The sequence below is a fragment of the Leisingera sp. ANG49 genome (assembly GCF_059694505.1).
This window is the reverse complement of the sequence record NZ_JCATZN010000001.1, coordinates 249,399-270,034: the sequence shown is the minus strand read 5'-3', so window position 1 is coordinate 270,034 and position 20,636 is coordinate 249,399. Positions and strand designations below refer to the sequence as shown.

General features: G+C 63.4%; 21 protein-coding genes. 15 read left to right on the top strand and 6 right to left on the bottom strand.

The window, feature by feature from the left end; genetic code table 11:
• The first annotated feature begins 10 nt into the window (after window positions 1-10).
• The gene (locus AC58NV_RS01345) at window positions 11-1,192 is read left to right on the top strand and encodes an ammonium transporter (protein ID WP_497225542.1); all 1,182 of its coding nucleotides are present in this window, start codon (window positions 11-13) and stop codon (window positions 1,190-1,192) included.
• An 84-nt stretch (window positions 1,193-1,276) separates the two neighbouring features.
• Here AC58NV_RS01345 and tmpT read toward each other — a convergent pair whose 3' ends face one another.
• Both tmpT and AC58NV_RS01335 read right to left on the bottom strand, forming a co-directional pair.
• Window positions 1,277-1,918, bottom strand: a complete 642-nt coding sequence (gene tmpT / locus AC58NV_RS01340) for a thiopurine S-methyltransferase (protein WP_497225541.1) — start codon at window positions 1,916-1,918, stop codon at window positions 1,277-1,279.
• A 92-nt stretch (window positions 1,919-2,010) separates the two neighbouring features.
• Window positions 2,011-2,457 (bottom strand): type II toxin-antitoxin system RatA family toxin, encoded by a 447-nt coding sequence (locus AC58NV_RS01335; RefSeq protein ID WP_497225540.1) that lies wholly within the window; start codon window positions 2,455-2,457, stop codon window positions 2,011-2,013.
• 74 nt (window positions 2,458-2,531) lie between these two features.
• Between AC58NV_RS01335 and hpt the strand changes: the two genes are divergently transcribed.
• Both hpt and AC58NV_RS01325 read left to right on the top strand, forming a co-directional pair.
• Window positions 2,532-3,077 carry a hypoxanthine phosphoribosyltransferase gene (gene hpt / locus AC58NV_RS01330; protein WP_497225539.1) on the top strand — a complete coding sequence of 182 codons (546 nt, stop codon included), beginning with the start codon at window positions 2,532-2,534 and terminating at the stop codon, window positions 3,075-3,077.
• A gap of 245 nt (window positions 3,078-3,322) precedes the next feature.
• Entirely contained in the window at window positions 3,323-3,688 is a 366-nt protein-coding gene (locus AC58NV_RS01325; RefSeq protein WP_497225538.1) for a hypothetical protein, read from the top strand.
• A gap of 3 nt (window positions 3,689-3,691) precedes the next feature.
• On the opposite strand, the gene AC58NV_RS01320 is transcribed toward AC58NV_RS01325, so the two are convergent.
• Both AC58NV_RS01320 and lipA read right to left on the bottom strand, forming a co-directional pair.
• Window positions 3,692-4,834 carry an amidohydrolase gene (locus AC58NV_RS01320; protein ID WP_497225537.1) on the bottom strand — a complete coding sequence of 381 codons (1,143 nt, stop codon included), beginning with the start codon at window positions 4,832-4,834 and terminating at the stop codon, window positions 3,692-3,694.
• Window positions 4,831-5,781, bottom strand: coding sequence for a lipoyl synthase (lipA, locus tag AC58NV_RS01315; RefSeq protein ID WP_497225536.1), 951 nt, complete (start codon window positions 5,779-5,781; stop codon window positions 4,831-4,833). Before lipA ends, AC58NV_RS01320 begins: the two co-directional genes overlap by 4 nt.
• A 210-nt stretch (window positions 5,782-5,991) precedes the next feature.
• Between lipA and AC58NV_RS01310 the strand changes: the two genes are divergently transcribed.
• Window positions 5,992-6,906 (top strand): hypothetical protein, encoded by a 915-nt coding sequence (locus AC58NV_RS01310; RefSeq protein ID WP_497225535.1) that lies wholly within the window; start codon window positions 5,992-5,994, stop codon window positions 6,904-6,906.
• A gap of 195 nt (window positions 6,907-7,101) precedes the next feature.
• The gene (locus AC58NV_RS01305; RefSeq protein ID WP_366662758.1) at window positions 7,102-7,650 is read left to right on the top strand and encodes a peroxiredoxin; all 549 of its coding nucleotides are present in this window, start codon (window positions 7,102-7,104) and stop codon (window positions 7,648-7,650) included.
• Between the two features lie 72 nt (window positions 7,651-7,722).
• Here the strand turns inward: AC58NV_RS01305 and AC58NV_RS01300 are convergent, their stop codons facing one another.
• Window positions 7,723-8,787: a DUF6456 domain-containing protein gene (locus AC58NV_RS01300; RefSeq protein ID WP_497225534.1), complete on the bottom strand. Its 1,065-nt coding sequence runs from the start codon at window positions 8,785-8,787 to the stop codon at window positions 7,723-7,725.
• A gap of 241 nt (window positions 8,788-9,028) precedes the next feature.
• Between AC58NV_RS01300 and AC58NV_RS01295 the strand changes: the two genes are divergently transcribed.
• Window positions 9,029-9,379, top strand: a complete 351-nt coding sequence (locus AC58NV_RS01295) for a DUF6477 family protein (protein ID WP_497225533.1) — start codon at window positions 9,029-9,031, stop codon at window positions 9,377-9,379.
• Window positions 9,380-9,394: 15 nt separating this feature from the next.
• Here the strand turns inward: AC58NV_RS01295 and AC58NV_RS01290 are convergent, their stop codons facing one another.
• A complete protein-coding gene (locus AC58NV_RS01290; RefSeq protein WP_366662761.1) occupies window positions 9,395-10,942 on the bottom strand; it encodes a trimethylamine methyltransferase family protein in 1,548 nt (515 codons plus the stop codon).
• Between the two features lie 243 nt (window positions 10,943-11,185).
• Between AC58NV_RS01290 and guaA the strand changes: the two genes are divergently transcribed.
• From guaA to AC58NV_RS01245, 9 genes are all read left to right on the top strand, one after another.
• A complete protein-coding gene (gene guaA, locus AC58NV_RS01285) occupies window positions 11,186-12,754 on the top strand; it encodes a glutamine-hydrolyzing GMP synthase (protein WP_497225532.1) in 1,569 nt (522 codons plus the stop codon).
• A gap of 147 nt (window positions 12,755-12,901) precedes the next feature.
• Window positions 12,902-13,588 carry a sulfotransferase family 2 domain-containing protein gene (locus AC58NV_RS01280; protein WP_497225531.1) on the top strand — a complete coding sequence of 229 codons (687 nt, stop codon included), beginning with the start codon at window positions 12,902-12,904 and terminating at the stop codon, window positions 13,586-13,588.
• A gap of 18 nt (window positions 13,589-13,606) precedes the next feature.
• Complete coding sequence (locus AC58NV_RS01275; protein ID WP_497225530.1) at window positions 13,607-14,446, top strand: CgeB family protein; 840 nt, start codon at window positions 13,607-13,609, stop codon at window positions 14,444-14,446.
• Window positions 14,447-14,634: 188 nt separating this feature from the next.
• Complete coding sequence (locus AC58NV_RS01270; RefSeq protein ID WP_497225529.1) at window positions 14,635-15,519, top strand: DMT family transporter; 885 nt, start codon at window positions 14,635-14,637, stop codon at window positions 15,517-15,519.
• Between the two features lie 103 nt (window positions 15,520-15,622).
• Window positions 15,623-16,741 carry an OmpP1/FadL family transporter gene (locus AC58NV_RS01265; protein WP_497225528.1) on the top strand — a complete coding sequence of 373 codons (1,119 nt, stop codon included), beginning with the start codon at window positions 15,623-15,625 and terminating at the stop codon, window positions 16,739-16,741.
• Between the two features lie 107 nt (window positions 16,742-16,848).
• Window positions 16,849-17,763 carry a DMT family transporter gene (locus tag AC58NV_RS01260; protein WP_497225527.1) on the top strand — a complete coding sequence of 305 codons (915 nt, stop codon included), beginning with the start codon at window positions 16,849-16,851 and terminating at the stop codon, window positions 17,761-17,763.
• A gap of 56 nt (window positions 17,764-17,819) precedes the next feature.
• Window positions 17,820-18,683, top strand: coding sequence for an ATPase (locus AC58NV_RS01255; RefSeq protein ID WP_497225526.1), 864 nt, complete (start codon window positions 17,820-17,822; stop codon window positions 18,681-18,683).
• A 59-nt stretch (window positions 18,684-18,742) separates the two neighbouring features.
• Entirely contained in the window at window positions 18,743-19,660 is a 918-nt protein-coding gene (gene metA, locus AC58NV_RS01250) for a homoserine O-acetyltransferase MetA (RefSeq protein ID WP_497225525.1), read from the top strand.
• A complete protein-coding gene (locus AC58NV_RS01245; protein ID WP_497225524.1) occupies window positions 19,635-20,615 on the top strand; it encodes an alpha/beta fold hydrolase in 981 nt (326 codons plus the stop codon). Before metA ends, AC58NV_RS01245 begins: the two co-directional genes overlap by 26 nt.
• The last annotated feature ends 21 nt before the right edge of the window (window positions 20,616-20,636 follow it).

Genomic DNA, 20,636 nt, shown 5'->3' with positions numbered 1-20,636 from the left:
GAACAATCGGATGAACGGAGCGGATACCGCATGGATCATTGTGGCTACGGCCCTGGTCCTCTTCATGACACTGCCAGGGCTTGCCCTGTTTTACGGCGGCCTTGTGCGTGCCCGTAATGTGCTCAGCGTCTTCATGCATTGCTATGCCATTGCCTGTTTGATGAGCGTTCTGTGGCTGGCCTTCGGCTACACCATTGCCTTCGGAAGTGGCACCTCCGGTATCTGGGGCGGTCTGGACAAAATGTTCCTGAACGGCGTCACCGCTGACAGCCTGTCCGGCACCCTGCCCGAGGTTCTGTTCTTTGCCTTCCAGATGACATTCGCCATCATTACCCCCGCGCTGATCGTCGGCGCCTATGTGGAGCGTGTCGGCTTCGGCTTTGTGCTGGTGTTCTCCGGCCTCTGGATGCTCTTGTGCTATGCTCCGGTGGTGCACTGGATTTGGGGCGGCGGTTTCCTAGCGGATGGCGGCATCTTTGGCGACGTGGGCGTCAAGGACTTCGCCGGCGGCATCGTGGTGCATGAAACCGCGGGCCTCGCAGCCCTCATCATCGCCTTCTTCCTCGGCCCGCGCAAAAACCGCACCATCCCGCCGCATAACCCCGGCTATGTGATGATCGGCGCCGCAATGCTGTGGGTCGGCTGGTTCGGCTTCAACGGCGGCTCGCAGCTGGCCGCAGACGGCGGTGCGGCGATGGCGCTGACCGTGACCCATATCTCCGCCGCCACCGCGTCGCTCACCTGGGCGCTGTGGGAAAAGATCAAATACGGCAAGGCCTCGCTCGTGGGCCTGGTGACCGGCACCATTGCTGGCCTCGCCTCGATCACCCCGGCCTCCGGCTTTGTCGGCCCGGTGGAAGCGCTGATCATCGGTGCCGTTGCCGGCGTGCTGTGCCAGGAGGCGGTCAACCTGATCCGCAACAAGATGCAGATCGACGATACCCTCGACGTCTTTGCCGTGCACGGCGTCGGCGGCATCTTCGGCACCATCATGATCGCCGTCTTCGGGGCCGGCGCCTGGGCCGCGCAGCTGGGCGCGCTGGCCATCGTGGGCATCTTCACCGTGGTTGTGACCATCGTGCTGGTGAAAGTCACCGCCGCGATCACATCGCTGCGCGTGGATCTTGAAAGCGAGACCAACGGCCTCGATCTCTCAGTTCACGGTGAGCGCGCATACGACATGAACAGCTGACCCCGGCTATGACGAATGCCACCACTCACGGCAGACGGTGCGTATTTTGCACCGGACGGGTCCCTTCGGGGACCCGTTTTCGTTTCAGGTCAAAGGGGTTAGAAGCCAGGCCTGTTCCAGTGCGTTGCAGCGCTCGCCGACCCGGCCCTCAGCCGCGCGCTCTTCGATCAAGGTGATGCCGTGGCTGTCCTGATACAGCGCCCGCACAGCTGATCCCGGCACCGAAAACGGCGGCCCGTCCATCAGGGACTGGTTGTAATCGAACCCGATCAGCAACTGCTTGGCAGTGCCGGTGATCCGGTTCAGATGCGCGGCATAGGCCTGCCGGTCCTGTGGCTTCACCGCAACCAGCGCCGCCCGGTCATAAACCGCATCCAGCGGCCCAAGATGCGCCCGCGACAGGGCAAAAAAGTCCCCGGCATAGAGGGTTAGTTCACCTGCCTGAAACCGGGTAAGACCATCCTGCCGGGATATCTCAGGCGCCAGCCCTTGCCGTGTGAACACTTCCTCCACCGCGCCCTGATTGAACTCGACACCGGTCACATGCAGCCCCTTGGAAAGCAGCCAGTCCAGATCCAGCGCCTTGCCGCAGAGCGGAACAAACACGGATTGGCCCGCCTCCAGATCAAGCAAGGGAAAATGCCGCGTCAGCAAGGCGTTGGGCGCCGCTTCGTGAAACCCGATCCGGTTCTCGCGCCAGCGCGCCTGCCAGAATTCCTGCTCCATAACGGCTTCCCCTTCCGTCGAAAATTCAAACTCCAACAGGTGATACGACTTGAACCCCGCTTGAGGTCAACAGGTTTCTACCCGGCTGGGCCTCAGCCGTAGAGCTCCGCCGCCCGGCGTTCGAAGGCGCGCACGATGCGCTGCATCGCCTCGTTGAAGACCACCCCGATGATGCCCTGCAGAACCGCGTTCTTGAACTCGAAATCGACAAAGAAGTCGACGTCGCAGGTGCCGTCCTCGCGCGGGGTGAAGATCCAATGGGATTTCATGTAACGGAACGGGCCGTCCAGATACTCGGTATCGATTTTTCTCTCGCCCGGATAAAGGGTTACCCGGCTGCCGAACCTTTCGCGGAAGACCTTGAAGGAGATCACCAGATCCGCCTCCATCACCTCTGAATCGCCCAGCGGCGCGCGGCTGCGGATGCGGGCGGCGGCGCACCAGGGCAGGAACCTGGGGTATCGCGCGACGTCGGCCACCAGATCGTACATCTGCTGTGCCGAATAGGGCATCTGGCGGGTTTCCGAGTGTGTGGGCATCTGTCCGCTGATTTTCTGCTACAATTACCGGGCGTGATGTCCTATGTACGCGCGGGAAATTCAAGGGGGCAGCCATGACACAGCGTCCATATGTCATTGATGTGATGATCTCGGCCAAGGCGATTGCCGCGCGGATCGAGGAGCTTTGCGGCGAAATCCAGGCGGAGTTCAAGGACACCGACAAGCTGGTCGTGGTCGGCCTGCTGCGCGGCAGTTTCGTGTTCATCGCCGATCTGGTGCGCGAGCTGGACCTGCCGATCGAGGTCGATTTCCTGGAGGCGTCCTCTTACGGCGACTCGATGGAGAGCAGCCGGGAAGTGCGTATTCTCAAGGACTTGCGCGGCGCCATTGAAGGGCGCGACGTGCTGGTGGTTGAAGACATCGTCGACACCGGCCACACGCTGAACCACGTCACCAACCTGCTGCAAAGCCGTAACCCGGCGCGGCTGAAGTCCATTGCGCTCCTGGACAAGCCGTCGCGGCGCGAGGTGGATTTCCGCTCTGACTGGGTGGGTTTTGAGATCCCGGACGAATTTGTCGTCGGCTATGGCATCGACTATGCGCAGCGCAACCGGAACCTGCCGCATATCGGCAAGGTGCGGTTCACCGCCGAGGACTGAATCAGCCAAAATCCGGGGGTGACATGCGTGCACCCCCTGTACACCGCCTGTGCACTCCCCGGTGCAGCCTGCGGCGGCACTTGTGCAAAACTGCCACAAACCGCGAAAAACACAGCGCAAAAGGGAACCGGCGCCCCTCCGCCGGTTCCGGACCCGCGGGTGGCGCTTTCCGGCGCAGCGGATTTGCCTTTTCCGCCCGGTTCGCTCAACTGATGGGCAGAAGCAGTGACGACAGGACATCCGCAATGAAGAAGACAGTGGCGGCAGCCGCAGCGGCAGCTATAAGCCTTGCCCTTGCCCCCCAAGCCTCCCTCGCCGGACCGCCGAAATGGGCGCCCGGCCACAGCAAGAGCGCAGCCCATTTTGCGCCCGGCCAGGTCAAGAAGCGGCACCACCGCAAGCACAGCCACGATCATGATCACGACCGCCACAACCATGGCCGTATCCAGGGCGGTGATTGGATCTATGTGGATGACTACCACCGCTGGGGCCTGAACCCGCCGCGCGACGGGCACCGCTATGTGCGCCAGGGCGACAAGATCTTTGAGGTCGTCAAGGACACACTGGCCATCATCGGCGCAGTTGCCGTTGTGGATGCGCTGGTGAACTGACGCTTAGCCAAGCAAGTTTCTGAGCGTTTGCAGAAAGATCCCGGCTCCGGCCGGGATTGCTGCGTCCGGGAAGTCGAAATCCGGGTTGTGCAGCTGCGGCTGCGCTTCGCCGGAGCCCAGCCAGAACATCGCGGCCTTCGCCTGCTTGCCGAACTGGCCGAAATCCTCGGACCAGCGCTGCGGATAGTCCCGCATCTGCGCCGGATGGCCTGCCGCGCTGCAGGCGGCCTGCAGCACTTCCACCGCCTCCGGGTGATTGGTGCAGGCGTCGAAGACGTCGTCGAATTCGATCGAGACACCCAGCCCCTCTGCCGCACAGACCCGATCCACCAGCGCCCTGGCCTCTGCAATGAGCTGGTCCATCCGGGCGTCAGTGACAGTGCGCAGGGTGGCCCAGACCTCTGCCTGGCCCGGCGCGATGCCGAATGTGGCCTCGCCCAGCCGGGCGTGGGTCAGCGTGACCAGGGCGAACTCCGGTCCCAGATCACCGCCGCTGCCCAGGGCCACCAGCCCCGGCAGCAGTTGAGAAATGGCGCCCGCGGGCGACACCCCGTCCTGCGGCGCGGCAGCGTGGGAGGTTCTGCCGGTCAGCTTGATCCGCATCCCGCGGGAGGCGCAATTTGCAGCGCCGGAGCACAGGGCGACTTGCCCCACCGGCAGCCCCGGCAGGTTGTGCAGAGAGAAAGCATAGTCCGGGGAAATCTGCTTGAAAGCCGGATCGGCAATCACGGCCGCGGCGCCCTTGCCGGTTTCCTCGGCGGGCTGGAACAGCAGCACGGCGCGGCCCCTTGCTGGGCGCTGTTCTGCCAGGTCCTGGGCCAGTGCCGCCACCATCGTTATATGGCCGTCATGGCCGCACAGGTGGCCGCGGCCTGCGTGGGTGGAGCGGTAGGGCTGATCCGACAGTTCCTCGATCGGCAAGCCGTCGAGTTCACAGCGGATCAGGACCGTCGGGCCGTCCGACCTGCCCTCATAGGCCGCCGCAACACCGTGGCCGCCAAGCCCGGTCAGCAGCAGGTCGGGCTGATGCTGGCGCAGGTAGTCCGCCACCATGACGGCGGTCTTTTCCTCAGCACCGGAAACCTCGGGGATCTGATGCAGGGCGTGGCGCAGCTGCGTCAGCTGCGCCAGACGCTCAGGCGTCATGCCAGGCCCAGCTTCTTGTTGCGGGCCTCGCGCAGTTGGGCGAAATCATCGCCTGCGTGGTAGGAAGAACGCGTCAGCGGCGTTGCCGAGACCATCAGGAAGCCTTTGCCGTAGGCGGCTTTCTCGTAGGTCTTGAACTCATCCGGGGTGACAAAGCGGTCCACCGCGTGGTGCTTGGGCGTCGGCTGCAGGTACTGGCCGATGGTCAGGAAGTCGATGTCGGCGGCGCGCATGTCGTCCATCACCTGTTTCACCGCCTGCGCGTCCTCGCCCAGGCCGACCATGATGCCGGACTTGGTGAAGATGGAGGCGTCCATCTCCTTGACCCGCTGCAGAAGGCGCAGGGAGTGGAAGTAGCGGGCGCCCGGGCGGACCTCAGGATAGAGGCCTGGCACGGTTTCCAGGTTGTGGTTGAAGACGTCGGGCTTGGCTTCCACAACGGTTTCCAGCACCTCCGGCGCGCATTTCAAGAAATCCGGGGTCAGAATCTCAATTGTGGTCTTGGGGCTGCGGTGGCGCACGGCGCGGATGGTCTGGGCAAAATGCTCGGCGCCGCCATCCTCCAGATCGTCGCGGTCAACGGAGGTGATCACCACATGGTTGAGGCCGAGTTTTTCGACCGCATGGGCAACCCGGCCCGGCTCAAACGCGTCCAGCGCGTCGGGGCGGCCGGTGGCGATGTTGCAGAAGGTGCAGCCGCGGGTGCAGATCTCGCCCATGATCATCATGGTGGCGTGGCCCTGGCTCCAGCATTCGCCGACGTTGGGGCAGCCCGCTTCCTCGCAAACCGTGGTCAGCTTGTTGTCGCGCATGATCTTGTGGGTTTCGGCATAACCTTTGCCGCCCGGCGCCTTGACCCGGATCCAGCTTGGCTTCTTGGGCTGAGCGTTGTCGGGACGATGCGCCTTCTCTGGGTGGCGCTGTTCCGGGATCTTAAGGTCTCTCACGTGGAATTTCCCTTCCGGCCTTTGGCGTTCTGAGCGGGTTTAACACAGCTGATCTGGCTTGGCACGGTCATATCGTCAACCCTGCCCTGCGGCTTTGTCATGGCTCAAACTGCGCAAATGTGCCGTTTTCCTTTGCCAAAGCGGCGCAGCGGGACACATAATTCCCGCAAGCAAGGAGATTTCACCGCAGATCATTCAGGGAGGGGACGCATGGCCAAGGAGCTGGAGAAATTCAAGGCGGAGCACAAGAAGCTGGCCGCCGGAACCAAGAAATTCACCCCCGCCGAGGGCGACAAGCTGAAGAAGCGGATCGGGATTTCGCTTGGCAACGCCTGGGAGGGCGAGGATTATTTCCGCGAGAGCCTGGCCAAGGCGCGGGCCGACGGGGTGAAGTCAGAGAAGCTGGCTGACTTCCAGAAAAACAAGCACTTCAAGGACGGGCTGGTCACCTGGAACAAGGCGGTGGACATCCACCAGGAGGAAGTCGGCGCGATGAAGGGGTTCTGCGCCGATGCCAAGGCGCATATGGCCAAGCAGCAGGCGCTGCTGAAGGACATCGAGAAGGACCTGAAGAAACGCGGCAAGTCCTCAGCCTCAAAGAAGGATATCGAAGCGCTTCAAAGCGATCTGGAGAAGGAGATCGCGGCAGTCAAGAAAGCCTCGGAATACGAGGGCAAGCTGAATGCCGCACAGAAGCTGTACGGGGCGAATTTCCAGAAGACGGTCAACAAGATCCTGAAGGAAAAGGCGGACAGCCATGACAAGAAGAAGGACGCGACAGAGCTGCCGCAGCTGCTGGTGGACCGCAACCTGAAGAAATACACCAACCAGGTCGGCGCGCTGGTGAAGGCGATCAACGCCCATTGCGTCGCCGCCATCGACAAGGCGGGCCAGGACCTGAAGGCGGCGGCGCCGGAGCTGAAGGCGGCGGCAGCGAAATTCAAGGATCTGAAGAAGATCAACGACCAGTATCAGACCGCCAAGAAGAAGTTCCCCGGCGCCATCGAGGATTCCAAGGACAAGAAGAAGCTGCTGGCGACGCTGAAGAAGTTCAACGACCTGACCGCCGCTGCCGAACGGAAACTGCGCGGCACCACCGTCACCATCAAGAAAGCTGCGGCCTAGCGCCGCGGCCGGCGGCTGAAAGGAATGATTGGCGGCAGGAACATGCCGCGATCCGCGCCTTGAAAGGCGCATCTGCGCCGCTTGCCGCAGTGCAGCAAGATAACCTGCATCCTGGACTCAGGACATGTTGATACCGGCTTAGAATCATTTTAAGTCTGCGCGCCGAACGAGCATGAACCTTCAGGAGATTCAGAGATGAAAGCTGGCGTTAAGCTGCCCGACGTGACCTTCCACACCCGTGTCCGCGACGAGTCGATCGAGGGCCCGAACCCGTTCCGCTGGGAAGACAAGACCACCGCGGATTACTTTGCAGGTAAGCGCGTTGTGCTGTTCTCGCTGCCGGGCGCCTTCACCCCCACCTGCTCCACCTACCAGCTGCCGGGCTTTGAAAAAGGCTTTGGCGACTTCCAGGCCGAAGGCATCGACGCGATCTACTGCATGTCGGTGAACGACAGCTTCGTGATGAACGCCTGGGCGCGCGCGCAGGAGCTGGAAAACGTGGAAGTGATCCCGGACGGCTCCGGCGAGTTCACCCGCAAGATGGGCATGCTGGTCGCCAAGGACAACCTGGGCTTCGGCAACCGCTCCTGGCGCTATGCGGCAATCGTCAACAACGGCGTGGTCGAAGCATGGTTCGAAGAGCCGGGCCTGTCGGACAACCACGGCGAAGACCCCTATGGCGTGTCCTCCCCGGAAACCGTGCTGGCACACCTGAAAGAAGCCAAGGCAGAAGTTCCCGCCTAAGGCGCGCTGCCAGATACGGCATTCGAACGGGTCCGCGCTGCGGGCCCGTTTTCTTTTGCGGCGCAGCCCGCCTCAGCCGATCATCTCTTCCTCCTGCGGGCCGGTCTCGCCGTAGTAGTCGGCCAGATGCTGCAGGGCGATGCGCAGCACAACCTTGCCCGACCGGGCCGGCCAGCCCAGTTTGCGCTCTGCGGTTTCCAGCCCTTCCAGATGGCAGCAGCAGCGCAGGGCGATATCGCTGAGGCCCGCGCCCAGTTTCTGCAGCGCCCCGGTCATCCGCTGGTGCGCCGCGGCGGCGGCCTGGTGGCTGGTGCTGCGCATGGGGTGGCTGCCCTGGGCAAAATAGAGTTCCTCCTGCATCAGATGGCTGCTGATCTGCGCCAGCTCGAAATCCTCGCGCAGGCGCCTGCCTGCCCGCACCATCGGCTGGGAAAGGAAGGATTTGCCATCCTTGTCGGACAGCCTGGCCAGCATCTCCAGCGGGGATTCGGCGCCGCCATAGCGGGACTTGCGGCCCAAGCCCCCGGCCTCGCCCGCCTCTGGTGCCTCGAACGGCGCCTGTGCCTCGGCAAAACCGCCCTCCAGCCGCGCGCGGGCGCGGTTTTCCTGGTCGGCAATGATCCGGTTCAGCGCGCTGCGCCCGGCGGCGGTGATCGAGTAGCGGCTGATCCGCCCCTTGCGCGAGCAGGCGATCCAGCCGGTCAGCGCCAGCGCCCCCGCCAAGGGCCGCGACACCGCCACCTTCTGGCCGTCGGCCTCGTGGCCTTCGCGCACCACCACGGCCATTTCCATGCCGTCGGCAGCGGCCAGAACCGCGCCGCCCCGGCTGAGCAGAGTCAGCACGCTGGCTGCCTCCCGCTCGAATCCCGACCTCAGGCTGCGGTTTGCGGCGGAGGGCTTTTCCTCCTGCCGGGGTTTCGCCGGGGCGGATTTATAGCGCCCGGCCAAATAGGTCAGCACCTCGTCAATCAGCGGGTCGTCCCGCAGGACCTCCACCCGCCGGACCTGCCGCAGTATGGTGGAGGGATGGCAGCCCGCCTTGCGGGCCAGCTGCCGGATCGGGCGGCCTGCCTCGGTGTGCTGAAGGTAGCGGCATGTTTCCAGCGGCACCCAGCCCGGAAAGGGTGCCTGTGTCATGTTTTGCATTCTTAACCCCCGGTTTTACGCCAGGCTGCCGGGCCAGCCGCACTCAAAGGTGCCTGCGGCATGTCCCGTTTTGCCCGGCCGAATTTGGACAAAAGCGCGGATCGAACTTCATTGTTTCCAGAAAAACCATAATCATCACAAAACGGACCGTTCGCCGGTCACCCCCTTTCCGCAACACCACCCAGGGTTGTGTTATAGCAGAGCCAGATCAGAGATAGGAAAGGAGACGATCATGCAGGATGTATTCAGCCGTGTTTCGTTGCTCCGGCGCCCGCGGATCCTGGCGCGGGCGGCCCGGCTTGGCGCCCGGAACTACTGCCGCAAACGCGATCTGCGGCGTATTCTGGGCTATGGCGGCGTGCCGCGGCCTGCGGCGGCGGTGATGCGGCTCTTGGAGCTGGAGGAGGGCTTGAACGCGGCACGCAAGGCCGGCGAAGCAGGTTATTCGATGATCCGCCATGTGGATGTGCTGATCGCGCTGGCCGGTGAGGCGGCGTATCTGCGCACGCGCCCCAACGCAAAAACGGCGGCCCCGCGGGACCGCCGTTTTGCTGCGGCAGAGGGTGCGGCCCCCTGCCCCTGATTTCCGCCTTTGACCTTACATGAAGGCGTCGGGCATGGAGGCTTTCTTCTCGGCCACATATTCGTCCAGCGCCATCTTGATCGACGGATCCAGAGCCGGCTGCTCGTAAGTTGCCAGCAGCTTCTCGACCCGGTTGGAGGCCAGCGCATAGGTGTCGCGCGCGCCTTCCTCTTCCCACTGCTCGAACGGTTTGTAGTCGAGCACTTCGGACTTCCAGAAGGCCGATTTGAAGTTGGCCTGGGTGTGGGCGCAGCCGAGGTAGTGGCCGCCGGGCCCGACCTCGCGGATGGCGTCCATCGCCTGGCCGTTCTCGTCCACCGGGACGCCCTTGGCGAGGCCATGCAGGGTGCCCAGCTGGTCGGCGTCCATCACGAACTTCTCGAAGTCCGCAACCAGGCCGCCTTCGAGCCAGCCGCAGGAGTGCAGCATGAAGTTCACGCCGGACATCAGGCCCATGTTGAGCGAGTTAGCGGTTTCGTAGGCTGCCTGCGCGTCGGGCAGCTTGGAACCGCAGAACGAGCCGGCCGAGCGGAACGGCACGCCCAGGCGGCGGGCCAGCTGGCCTGCGCCATAGGTGACCAGCGACGCTTCGGGGGTGCCGAAGGTCGGCGCGCCGGAGTTCATGTCGATCGAGGACACGAAGGCGCCGAAGATTGCGGGCGCACCGGGGCGGCACAGCTGGTTGTAGGCGATACCGGCCAGAACCTCTGCCAGCACCTGCGTGAGGGTGCCTGCCACCGACACCGGCGCCATGGCGCCGCCGACGATGAACGGCGAGATGATGCAGGCTTGGTTGTTCTGGGCGTAGACTTCCAGCGAGCCCATCATCACGTCGTCGAAGGTCATCGGCGAGTTGATGTTGGTCAGCGAGGTCATCACGGTGTTGTTCTGCACGAACTCCTTGCCGAACAGGATGCCGGCCATGTCGACGGAGTCCTGGGCGCGGCTGGGTTCGGTGACGGAGCCCATGAACGGCTTGTCGCTGAGGGTCATATGCGCCATCAGCATGTCCAGGTGGCGCTTGTTCACCGGGATGTCGGTGGGCTCGCAGACGGTGCCGCCGGAGTGGTGCAGCCACTTGGACATGTACGCCAGCTTCACGAACTTGTTGAAGTCGTCCATGGTCGCGTAGCGGCGGCCGCCGTTGCGGTCGCGCACGAAGGGCGGGCCGTAGACCGGGGCCAGAACCAGGTTGCGGCCGCCGATGACCACCGATTTCTCGGGGTTGCGGGCGTGCTGGGTGAATTCGGCCGGTGCGGTTTCGCACAGCTTGCGGGCCAGGCCGCGGGGGATGCGCACGCGCTCGCCCTGGACATCGGCACCGGCATCGCGCCAGCGCTGCAGCGCCGCCGGGTTGTCAACGAAATTGACGCCGACCTCTTCCAGGATCGTGTCCGCGTTGTACTCGATGATCTCCAGCGCTTCCTCGTTCAGGATCTCGAAGTTCGGAATGTTGCGCTCGATGTACTTGGCGGTCTCGATCTTGACGCTGGTGCGCTCGGCGCGGCGGGCGGCGCCGCCACCGGAACCACGGGCACGACGGCGCGGGGATGCTTCTGACATGGTTTATCCTCACCACAGGCATTTCATTGCGATGGGTATTATAGCCCCCGTGCGGCCCGCCGCCGCAGGATTGCGGCCATTCAAGTTGAAAAGCGACATTGCCGCTGCAATTTCCACCGCGCCAGTGGACTTTGGCATACCCTGTGCGGGCGGGACGCCGGTCTGCCGTTAAATAACGCCCGGCACCCGGGATGGCGGCCAAACCCCCTTGCGGAAAAAGCGTTCCTGCCCTATGGCGCGTGCATGACAGAGACATCCCATGACCGCCTTCTCATCATCGACTTTGGCAGCCAGGTCACGCAGCTGATTGCGCGCCGCCTGCGCGAGCTGAACGTCTATTGCGAAATCCACCCCTATCAGAATGTCACCATGGACTTTGTGCGCGAGCTGGCGCCCAAGGCGGTGATCTTCTCGGGCGGGCCCGACAGCGTGACCCGCGAGGGCAGCCCGCGGGCGCCGCAGGAGATTTTCGACTATGGCGTGCCGATCCTGGGCATTTGCTACGGCCAGCAGGTGATGATGCATCAGCTGGGCGGCAAGGTGGAAAGCGGCCATGGCACCGCCGAATTCGGCCGCGCCTATGTGACCCCCACGGTGGAAACACCGCCGCTGCTGGAGGGCTGGTTTGCCAATGACAACGACCGCGAGCAGGTCTGGATGTCGCACGGCGACCACGTGAGCAAGATCGCCCCGGGGTTCGAGGTCTACGGCACCTCCCCCAATGCGCCTTTTGCCATCACCGCCGATGTCTCCCGCAATTTCTATGCGGTGCAGTTTCACCCGGAAGTGCACCACACCCCGAACGGCGCCAAGCTCTATGAGAACTTCGTGCGTCTGGCCGGCTTCAGCGGCGACTGGACCATGGGCGCCTACCGCGAGCAGATGATCGAGAAGATCCGCGAGCAGGTCGGCGACAAAAAGGTGATTTGCGGGTTGTCCGGCGGCGTAGATTCCTCGGTTGCGGCGATCCTGATCCACGAGGCGATCGGCGACCAGCTGACCTGTGTGTTCGTGGACCACGGCCTGTTGCGCAAGAACGAGGCGGAAGAAGTCGTCTCGATGTTCCGCGACAACTACAACATCCAGCTGATCCACGCGGATGAGAGCGATCTGTTCCTGGGCGAGCTGGACGGCCAGTCGGACCCGGAAACCAAGCGCAAGATCATCGGCAAGCTGTTCATCGACGTGTTCCAGAAACACGCCGACACCATCGACGGCGCCGAGTTCCTGGCGCAGGGCACCCTGTACCCGGATGTGATTGAATCGGTCTCCTTCTCGGGCGGGCCTTCGGTCACCATCAAGTCGCACCACAACGTGGGCGGCCTGCCGGAGAAGATGGGTCTGAAACTGGTCGAGCCGCTGCGCGAGCTGTTCAAGGACGAGGTCCGCGCCCTGGGTCGCGAGCTGGGCCTGCCGCAAAGCTTCATCGGCCGCCACCCCTTCCCCGGGCCGGGCCTGGCGATCCGCTGCCCCGGCGAGATCACCCGCGAGAAGCTGGAGATCCTGCGCGAGGCGGATGCGATCTATATCGACCAGATCCGCAAGCACGGCCTGTATGATGACATCTGGCAGGCCTTCGTGGCGATTCTGCCGGTCCGCACCGTTGGCGTGATGGGCGACGGCCGCACCTATGACTATGCCTGCGCCCTGCGCGCGGTGACCTCGGTCGACGGCATGACCGCGGATTACTACCCGTTCAGCCACGAGTTCCTGGGCGAAACCGCCACCCGGATCATCAACGAGGTGAAGGGCATCAACCGCTGCACCTACGACATCACCTCGAAGCCTCCGGGCACCATCGAGTGGGAATGAAAACGGCTAGGTTCACCCCTTGAAACAGGGGTGAATTCCACGCCTGTTTTAAAGAACGTTTAAACAATTTGCGCCATCTTGAGCCAAACGCTTGGCCGCCGGATTGACCACGGCTGCCAACTGCTTGGAGGCTAATGGAGGCGCAAAATGCCCTTGATCAAATACAAAGACGTGCTGCTTCACTTCGCGCATATTCCCAAATGCGGCGGCACATCCATCGAGCGCTACGTTCAGGGCCTGAACGGTGTCAGCCTGGCGTTCCTGGACGAGCAGTATGTGGCAAATCCGCCCCGTCAGCACTGGAACATTTCCTCCCCCCAGCACATTGACGGCGAATCCCTGTCGCGGCTGTTCCCCAAGGAATTCTTCACCGCCTTCTTCACCATCGTGCGCCACCCGGTGGCGCGGCTGGAAAGCGCCTACAAGTTCCAGCGGCTGGTTGAACGCCGGATCGGCGGCGACGAGACGCTGGATCAGTTCGTCAAGACCCGCCTGCTGGAGAACTGCCTGACCAAGGGGTGGATGGACGGCCATTTCTATCCGCAGTCAGGCTTCTTCTACCCAAGTGCCAACTACCAGGTGTTCAAGCTTGAGGAAAACGGCGCGGAGAAGGCCAAGACCTTCATCGATGCGGCCCTGTTCGGCAACCCGGCCAGCCACCAGATGACGCACAGCAACCATCTGCGCGTGCCTGAAGGTTTTGATCCAGGCGATCTGGCGCTGAGCAGCGAGGGCCTGGCCATTGTCGAGAAGCTCTACGGCATGGACTTCGACAACTTCGGCTACGAACGGCAGTCCGCCGCACAGCCGCTGCCCGAAGCGGCCGCCGGCTGAGGCGTGATCGGACCCCACATGACGCAAAGATACAATATCTGCCTGGTCGAGCCCCAGAACTACGTCCATTCGGGCGCATTCTACGAAATCGCCGATTTGCTGCTCTATGCGCTGCGCGAGCTTGGCCATGAGGCAGCTCTGAAGAAGAACGGCATCGACCCCGCTGCGCGGAATATCCTGATCGGTGTTCACCTTCTGAACCCTTCTATGGCAGCCCAGTTGCCGCCTGGCACTATCATCCTCAACACCGAACAGCTGGGCGGAACGCCCGGCAGCTGGAACCAGAATATTCTGCAGTGGTTTTCGCACAACTTCACACTGTGGGATTACAGCGATGCTAATGTCGCCTACCTGAAGGAGTTCGGCGTCAAGCGCGTGGAGAAGTTCCAGCTCGGGTTCCAGAAAGAGCTTTGCCGCATCCGGCGGCAGCAGCAGCAGGACGTGGACGTGCTGTTTTACGGCTGCATCAACCCGCGCCGGCAGGCGGTTCTTGCAGACCTTGAAACCCGTGGTGTGCGGGTCAAGGCGCTGTATGGCGTTTACGGCCCGGAGCGCGATGCCTGGATTGCCCGCTCGCGCGTCGTGCTGAACCTTCACTTTTATGAAACGCAGATTTTCGAGATCGTTCGCGCCTTCTACCTGATGACCAATGGCATCCCTACGGCAGCGGAGGTGAACCCAACCACCCGCATCGACGACTGTTACCGGGACGGCTTGTTTTGCCTGCCTTACGACGGGCTGGCAGAGGGCATCGCCGGGGTGCTGCAGAATGAGGATGAGCTTGCGCGGATCGGCGCACAGGCGAAAGAGACCATCGCGCGCTACCCCCAAGCGCAGCTGCTGCGCGAGATCCTCTGACGCCTGCCCCCACGCAGCGGCGCGGCGCTGTCAGAGCAGCGCCGCCTGAAATCTGAACGCGGCCGCCCGCCAAGCGGGCCTTGCTGCGCGGCAACCCAAGCCTGTACCTGCGTGCGCCGCGCCGGGTTGTGCTTGACCCCGGATGAATATTGCGCCTCTGCTCTCCCCAGCTGATCAAGGGGGCAGGCATGGCAAATGGCGAGGCGCGCGCGGGGCTGGCGGCACTGTGGATGATAGGGGCGATTGTCTCCTTCTCGGCCATGGCCATTGCCGGGCGCGAGGCCGGGCTGACGCTCGATACTTTTGAAATCATGGCCTACCGCAGCCTGGTGGGGGTGCTGATCGTGGTTGCCGTTCTGACCGCCGCGGGCCGCTGGCATCAGGTCCGGCGGCAGCGGCTGGCGCTGCATCTGCTGCGCAACATCTTCCACTTCACCGGCCAGAACCTGTGGTTCCTGGCGGTGACCCTCATTCCGCTGGCACAGGTTTTCGCGCTGGAGTTCACCTCGCCCCTGTGGGTGATCATCCTGTCGCCGCTGCTGCTGGGCGAGACGCTGACCCGGCGGCGGATGATGGCGGCGGCGCTTGGCTTTGCAGGCATCCTGATCGTGGCGCGGCCCAGCCCGGAGACGTTGAACCCCGGCCTGGCCGCGGCGGCAAGCTGCGCCATTTTCTTTGCTCTTACCGCAATTCTGACCAAGCGGCTGACCCGGTTCGAGCACACCGCCTCGATCCTGTTCTGGCTCACCTCCATGCAGCTGGTGATGGGGCTGCTGGCGGCAGGCTGGGACGGCGACATGGCGCTGCCCGATGCCACTACCCTGCCCTGGCTGGTGCTGATCGGCATCGCTGGCCTCACCGCCCATTTCTGCCTGACCACCGCGCTGTCGCTGGCGCCGGCCAGCGTGGTGGTGCCGGTGGACTTTGCCCGCCTGCCCGCCATCGCGATCCTAGGCATGGTGATCTATGGCGAAGCGCTGGATGCCTGGGTGCTGGGCGGTGCCGCCATCATCTGCATTGCAAATTATCTTAATATAGTTGCAGGCCAGCCGCGCCGAACCCCTCAAAGCTGACCGAATCCGGAAAGTTGCCGCGCGGTTAATGTTGATTTGCTGAAATCGGCCCGATTACGTTCGCGTAAAGCGGCTCACCAAAGCCGCCAATGAGGGAGGAACAATGAAACGCTATCTTGCAACTTCGGCGGCTCTGGCGCTGGTATCCGGCTCTGCTATGGCAAGCGGTCTGGACCGCACCGGGCAGCCGATCGGGATCATTTTTGAAAAAGGCAACTACGCCGAGTTCTCGTTCGCGACGACATCCGTGGACCTGTCGGGCAATGACCGCACATCGCTGAATCCGCTGGGTTCTGCAACCGGAGATGTCGGTGAGCGGTTCAACATGTTCGGCGCCGGCTACAAGCGCGATATCAACGAGCAGCTGTCCTTTGCCCTGATCTTCGATCAACCGTGGGGGGTGGACGTAAATTACCCGACCTCAGGTTCCCTGCTGCTTGGCGGCACAACGGCACAGGCGGATTCAAACTCGATCACTGCCCTGCTGCGCTACAAGTTCAATGAGCGCTTCAGCGTCCATGGCGGCCTGCGCTACCAGGAGATTGACGGCGCGATCAATCTGGCCGGCGGCGCCTACGCCTCAGCCATTCCCGGCGGCACCTACAATGTTCAAGTCGCAAAGGATGGCGCCTTTGGCTGGGTGGCCGGCGTGGCCTACGAGATCCCCGATATCGCCATGCGCGTGGCACTGACCTACAGCTCAGAAATCGAACATGACTTCGACCTGACCGAAACATTCGCGGGCGCCCCGGTTGCAAACGGCACTTCCTCAACCAAGACCAAGACGCCGCAGTCCGTTAACCTGGATTTTCAAACCGGCATCGCCCAGGACACGCTGCTGTTTGGCGGCATCCGCTGGGCAGAGCACAGCGTGACCAATCTGGTTCCCGGGATTTTTGGCCGCGACCTGATCGATCTGGACGATTCAGTTACCTACACGCTGGGTGTCGGCCGCGCGTTCAACGAGAACTGGTCCGGTTCGGTGGCACTGATCTATGCGGATGCGGACGGCGACAACCTGGTCTCGCCGCTGGCACCGACCCACGGGTATGAGGCAATCCGCTTGGGTGTGCAGTACAAGCAGGACAACATGACCGTCTCTGCCGGAGTCCGTTACACCCAGTTGGGCGACGCGGTGGCCTCCCCTGGCGGCAACCCGGTCACCAACTTCCAGGACAACGACGCGGTCAGCTTCGGCCTGAAAGTCGGCTTCCACTTCTGATCCAGGCACCTGCCGGGCAGTTTGCCCCGCTCCCATTCGGGGGCGGGGTTTTCTTTTGCCGCAAGAAACGGGTCGCTTGATGCCTGCCCGCGCGCTAGCTGAGCGTCATGAGCCCGCAAAAGACCATATCCCCCCGCGCCTGGGCCGAGCTGATCCTGCTCGGCGTGATCTGGGGCGGATCGTTCCTGTCGATCCGCATCGCCCTGGATGAAATCCCCGTTGTCACCCTGGTGCTGCACCGCTGCGGCTGGGCGGCGCTGTTCCTGTGGGCCGTTGTGCTGCTGATGCGGCTGCCGGTGCCCAAGGAGCCGCGGGTCTGGGGCGCCTTCCTGGTGATGGGGCTTTTGAACAACGTGATTCCCTTCGGGCTGATGGCCTGGGGGCAGCTGCATATCGAAACCGGGCTGACCTCGATCCTGAATGCGGCGACGGCGATTTTCGGGGTGATCGTGGCGGCCCTGGTGTTCGCTGACGAGCGGCTGACGGCGCGCAAGGCGCTGGGAGTGGGGCTTGGGTTCCTGGGCGTGGCCACGGCCATCGGGCTGGAGCAATTTGCCAATTTCGACATCCGCAGCACCGCGCAGCTGGCGGTGCTGGCGGGCACGGTCTCTTATGCCTTTGCCAGCGCCTGGGCGCGGCTGAAGCTGTCCGGCCTGGCGCCGCAGGTGGCGGCGGCGGGGATGCTGAGCGGCTCCACCCTGTGCCTGGTGCCGGCCGCGCTGCTGATTGACGGCGCGCCTGCGCTGGCGCTCGAGACGGGCACCTGGATCTCCATCGCCTATTTCTCGCTGATCGCCACGGCCGGGGCCTATCTGCTGTATTACCGGGTGCTGGGGCTGGCGGGCAGCGGCAATCTGATGCTGGTCACGCTGATCATCCCGCCGGTCGCCATCGTGCTGGGCGCATGGGTGCTGGGCGAAGCGCTGAAGCCGCAGGCCTATGCAGGCTTTGCCCTGCTGGCGGGCGGGCTGGCGGTCCTGAACGGCAAGCCCAGCTTGCGGCGCAAGCGCGCACGGAATTGACCCAGCCCGCGCAGACGATTAGCAAGGCCTGAAACCTTCAGGGACTTGGAACTTCCATGCTTTACTCTTCCGCACAGGACTGGCGCGACGCCCCCAGCAAACGGGTGCTGTTCTTTGGCATGTCCGGGCTTGGCAAAACCTATGTCAGCAACGTCCTGCGCGGGGCCGGCAGCTGGTTTCACTATTCCATCGATTACCGCATCGGCACCCGCTACATGGGCGAATACATCGCCGACAATGCCAAGGCCGAGGCGATGAAAGTGCCGTTCCTGCGCGAGCTGCTGCTGACAGATTCGATCTTCATCGGCTCCAACATCACGTTTGAGAACCTGCGCCCGGTCTCTGCCTATCTGGGCAAGCCCGGCGATACCGCCAAGGGCGGGCTGCCGATAACCGAATACAAGCGGCGGCAGGAGCAGTTCCGGGTTGCCGAGATCCGCGCGCTGCTGGACACCGAGTATTTCGCGGACCGGGCGCAGCAGCTCTATGGCTACCCGAATTTCATCTGCGACACCGGCGGGTCGATCTGTGAATGGGTTGAGGCCAACGACCCGAACGACCAGCTCCTGTCGGAGCTCAGCAAGCACACGCTGATGGTCTGGATCAAGGGCAGCGAGGAGCACACCGCAGAGCTGGTGCGCCGCTTTGACCGGGCGCCCAAGCCGATGTCCTACCAGCCGGAGTTCCTGAACCGGGTCTGGCAAGAGTATCTTGACAAAAACGGGGTATCCGAAGCGGATGTTGACCCCGATGCCTTTATCCGCTGGACCTATGCCCAGGCGCTGGCGCACCGCCAGCCGCGCTATCAGGCGATGGCGGACAACTGGGGCGTGACCGTAACCGCCGACCAGATCTCGGCCGTCAAGGATGAGGCCGGTTTCGTGGATTTGATCGCCTCGGCCCTTGAGGCCCGCGGCTAACCGGCTTATCTGACAACCTCCGCTATATCGCACAACTTTCCGCAAATCAGGATACTGACATGCCCATCAAGATCCCCGCAGACCTGCCCGCCTATGACGTTCTGACGAACGAAGGCGTGATGGTCATGTCGCCGGATCAGGCGGCGCGTCAGGATATCCGGGCCCTGCGCATCGGGCTGCTCAATCTGATGCCCAAGAAGATCCAGACCGAGAACCAGTTTGCCCGGCTGATCGGCGCCACGCCCCTGCAGATCGAGCTGAGCCTGATCCGGATGACCGAGCATCAGACCAAGAACACCGCGGCTGAGCACATGGAGGAGTTCTATCACTCCTTCCAGGAAGTGAAGCACGAGAAGTTCGACGGGCTGATCATCACCGGCGCGCCGATCGAGCACCTGGAGTTTCCGGAAGTCACCTATTGGGACGAGATGCAGGAGGTGTTCGAGTGGACCCAGACCAACGTGCATTCGACCTTTGGCGTCTGCTGGGGCGGCATGGCGATGATAAATCATTTCCATGGCGTGAAGAAGCACATGCTGGACCACAAGGCGTTCGGCTGCTTCCGGCATCAGAACCTGGCGCCGGCCTCGCCTTACCTGCGCGGGTTCTCGGATGATTTCGTGATTCCGGTCAGCCGCTGGACCGAGATGAAGCAAGCAGAGGTCGACTCTGCCGACGGATTGAAGACTCTGCTGGGCAGCGATGAGGTCGGCCCCTGCCTGATCGAGGACAAGGCGCACCGGGCGCTCTATATCTTCAATCACTTCGAATACGACAGCGATACGCTGAAGCAGGAATACGACCGCGACGTGGCCAACGGCACCCCGATCAACGTGCCGGGCAACTACTATCCGGACAATGATCCCAGCCGCCAGCCGCAGAACCGCTGGCGCAGCCACGCGCATCTTCTGTACGGCAACTGGATCAATGAGATCTATCAGACGACGCCATATGACCTGGATGAGATCGGCCGCTAGGATGCTGGCCTGGGCGGGCCTTGCGGCAGCGGCAGGGACAGCCCTGACCCATTGGCAGGCGGGCCGGCGCGAAGCCGCGGCTGAGGCCCGCCACCCGCCGCAGGGGCAGGTTCTGGTGGTGGGGGCCCACCGCGTGCATGTGGTGGAGATGGGCCGGCCCAAGGGCAGCGCCCCGGATCTGGTGCTGCTCCACGGCTCCAGCGGCAATTCGCGCGACATGACGTTCCGGCTGGCGCCGGCGCTGGCGGAGGAGTTCCGCATCCTGGTCTTCGACCGCCCCGGCCTGGGCTATTCCAGCCCGCTGAACGGCAGCGGCGCCACCATCCGCCAGCAGGCAGAGCTGCTGCGCCAGGCCGCGGCGCAGATGGGGGCGGAAAAACCTATTGTGCTGGGGCAAAGCTATGGCGGCGCGGTGGCACTGGCCTGGGCGGTGGATCATCCGGAAAGCGTCTCGGCGCTGGTCTCGGTGTCCGGGGTCGCCTACCCCTGGACGACGCCGCTGGATCCGCTGTACCGCGTCACCTCCTCGCGCTTTGGCAGCATGGTGGCGGTGCCCCTGCTGGCGGCCTACGTCCCGGATTTCGTGGTGAGCCGCTCCTTGCAGGAAATCTTTGCCCCGCAGGCGGTACCCGAGGGGTATGCAGAGCACTTCGGCACCCGCCTGTCGCTGCGGCGCGGCTCCCTTCGGGCCAACGCCCGGCAGCGCGCGAACCTGCTGGAGGAAGTGACCGAGCTTTCCCGGCACTATGGCGGCATCACGGTGCCGCTGGAGGTCATCCACGGCAGCGCCGACGATCTGGTCAGCCCGGCGCTGCATGCCGAAGGACTGGCGCGGGATGTGGATGCCGCCCGGCTGACCCTGCTGGAAGGGATCGGCCATATGCCGCAGCATGTGGCGACTGACGACGTTGCCGATGCCGTCCGCCGCGCAGCGGACCGCGCACATTTGCGTTAAAGCGATTCACATTCCATACTG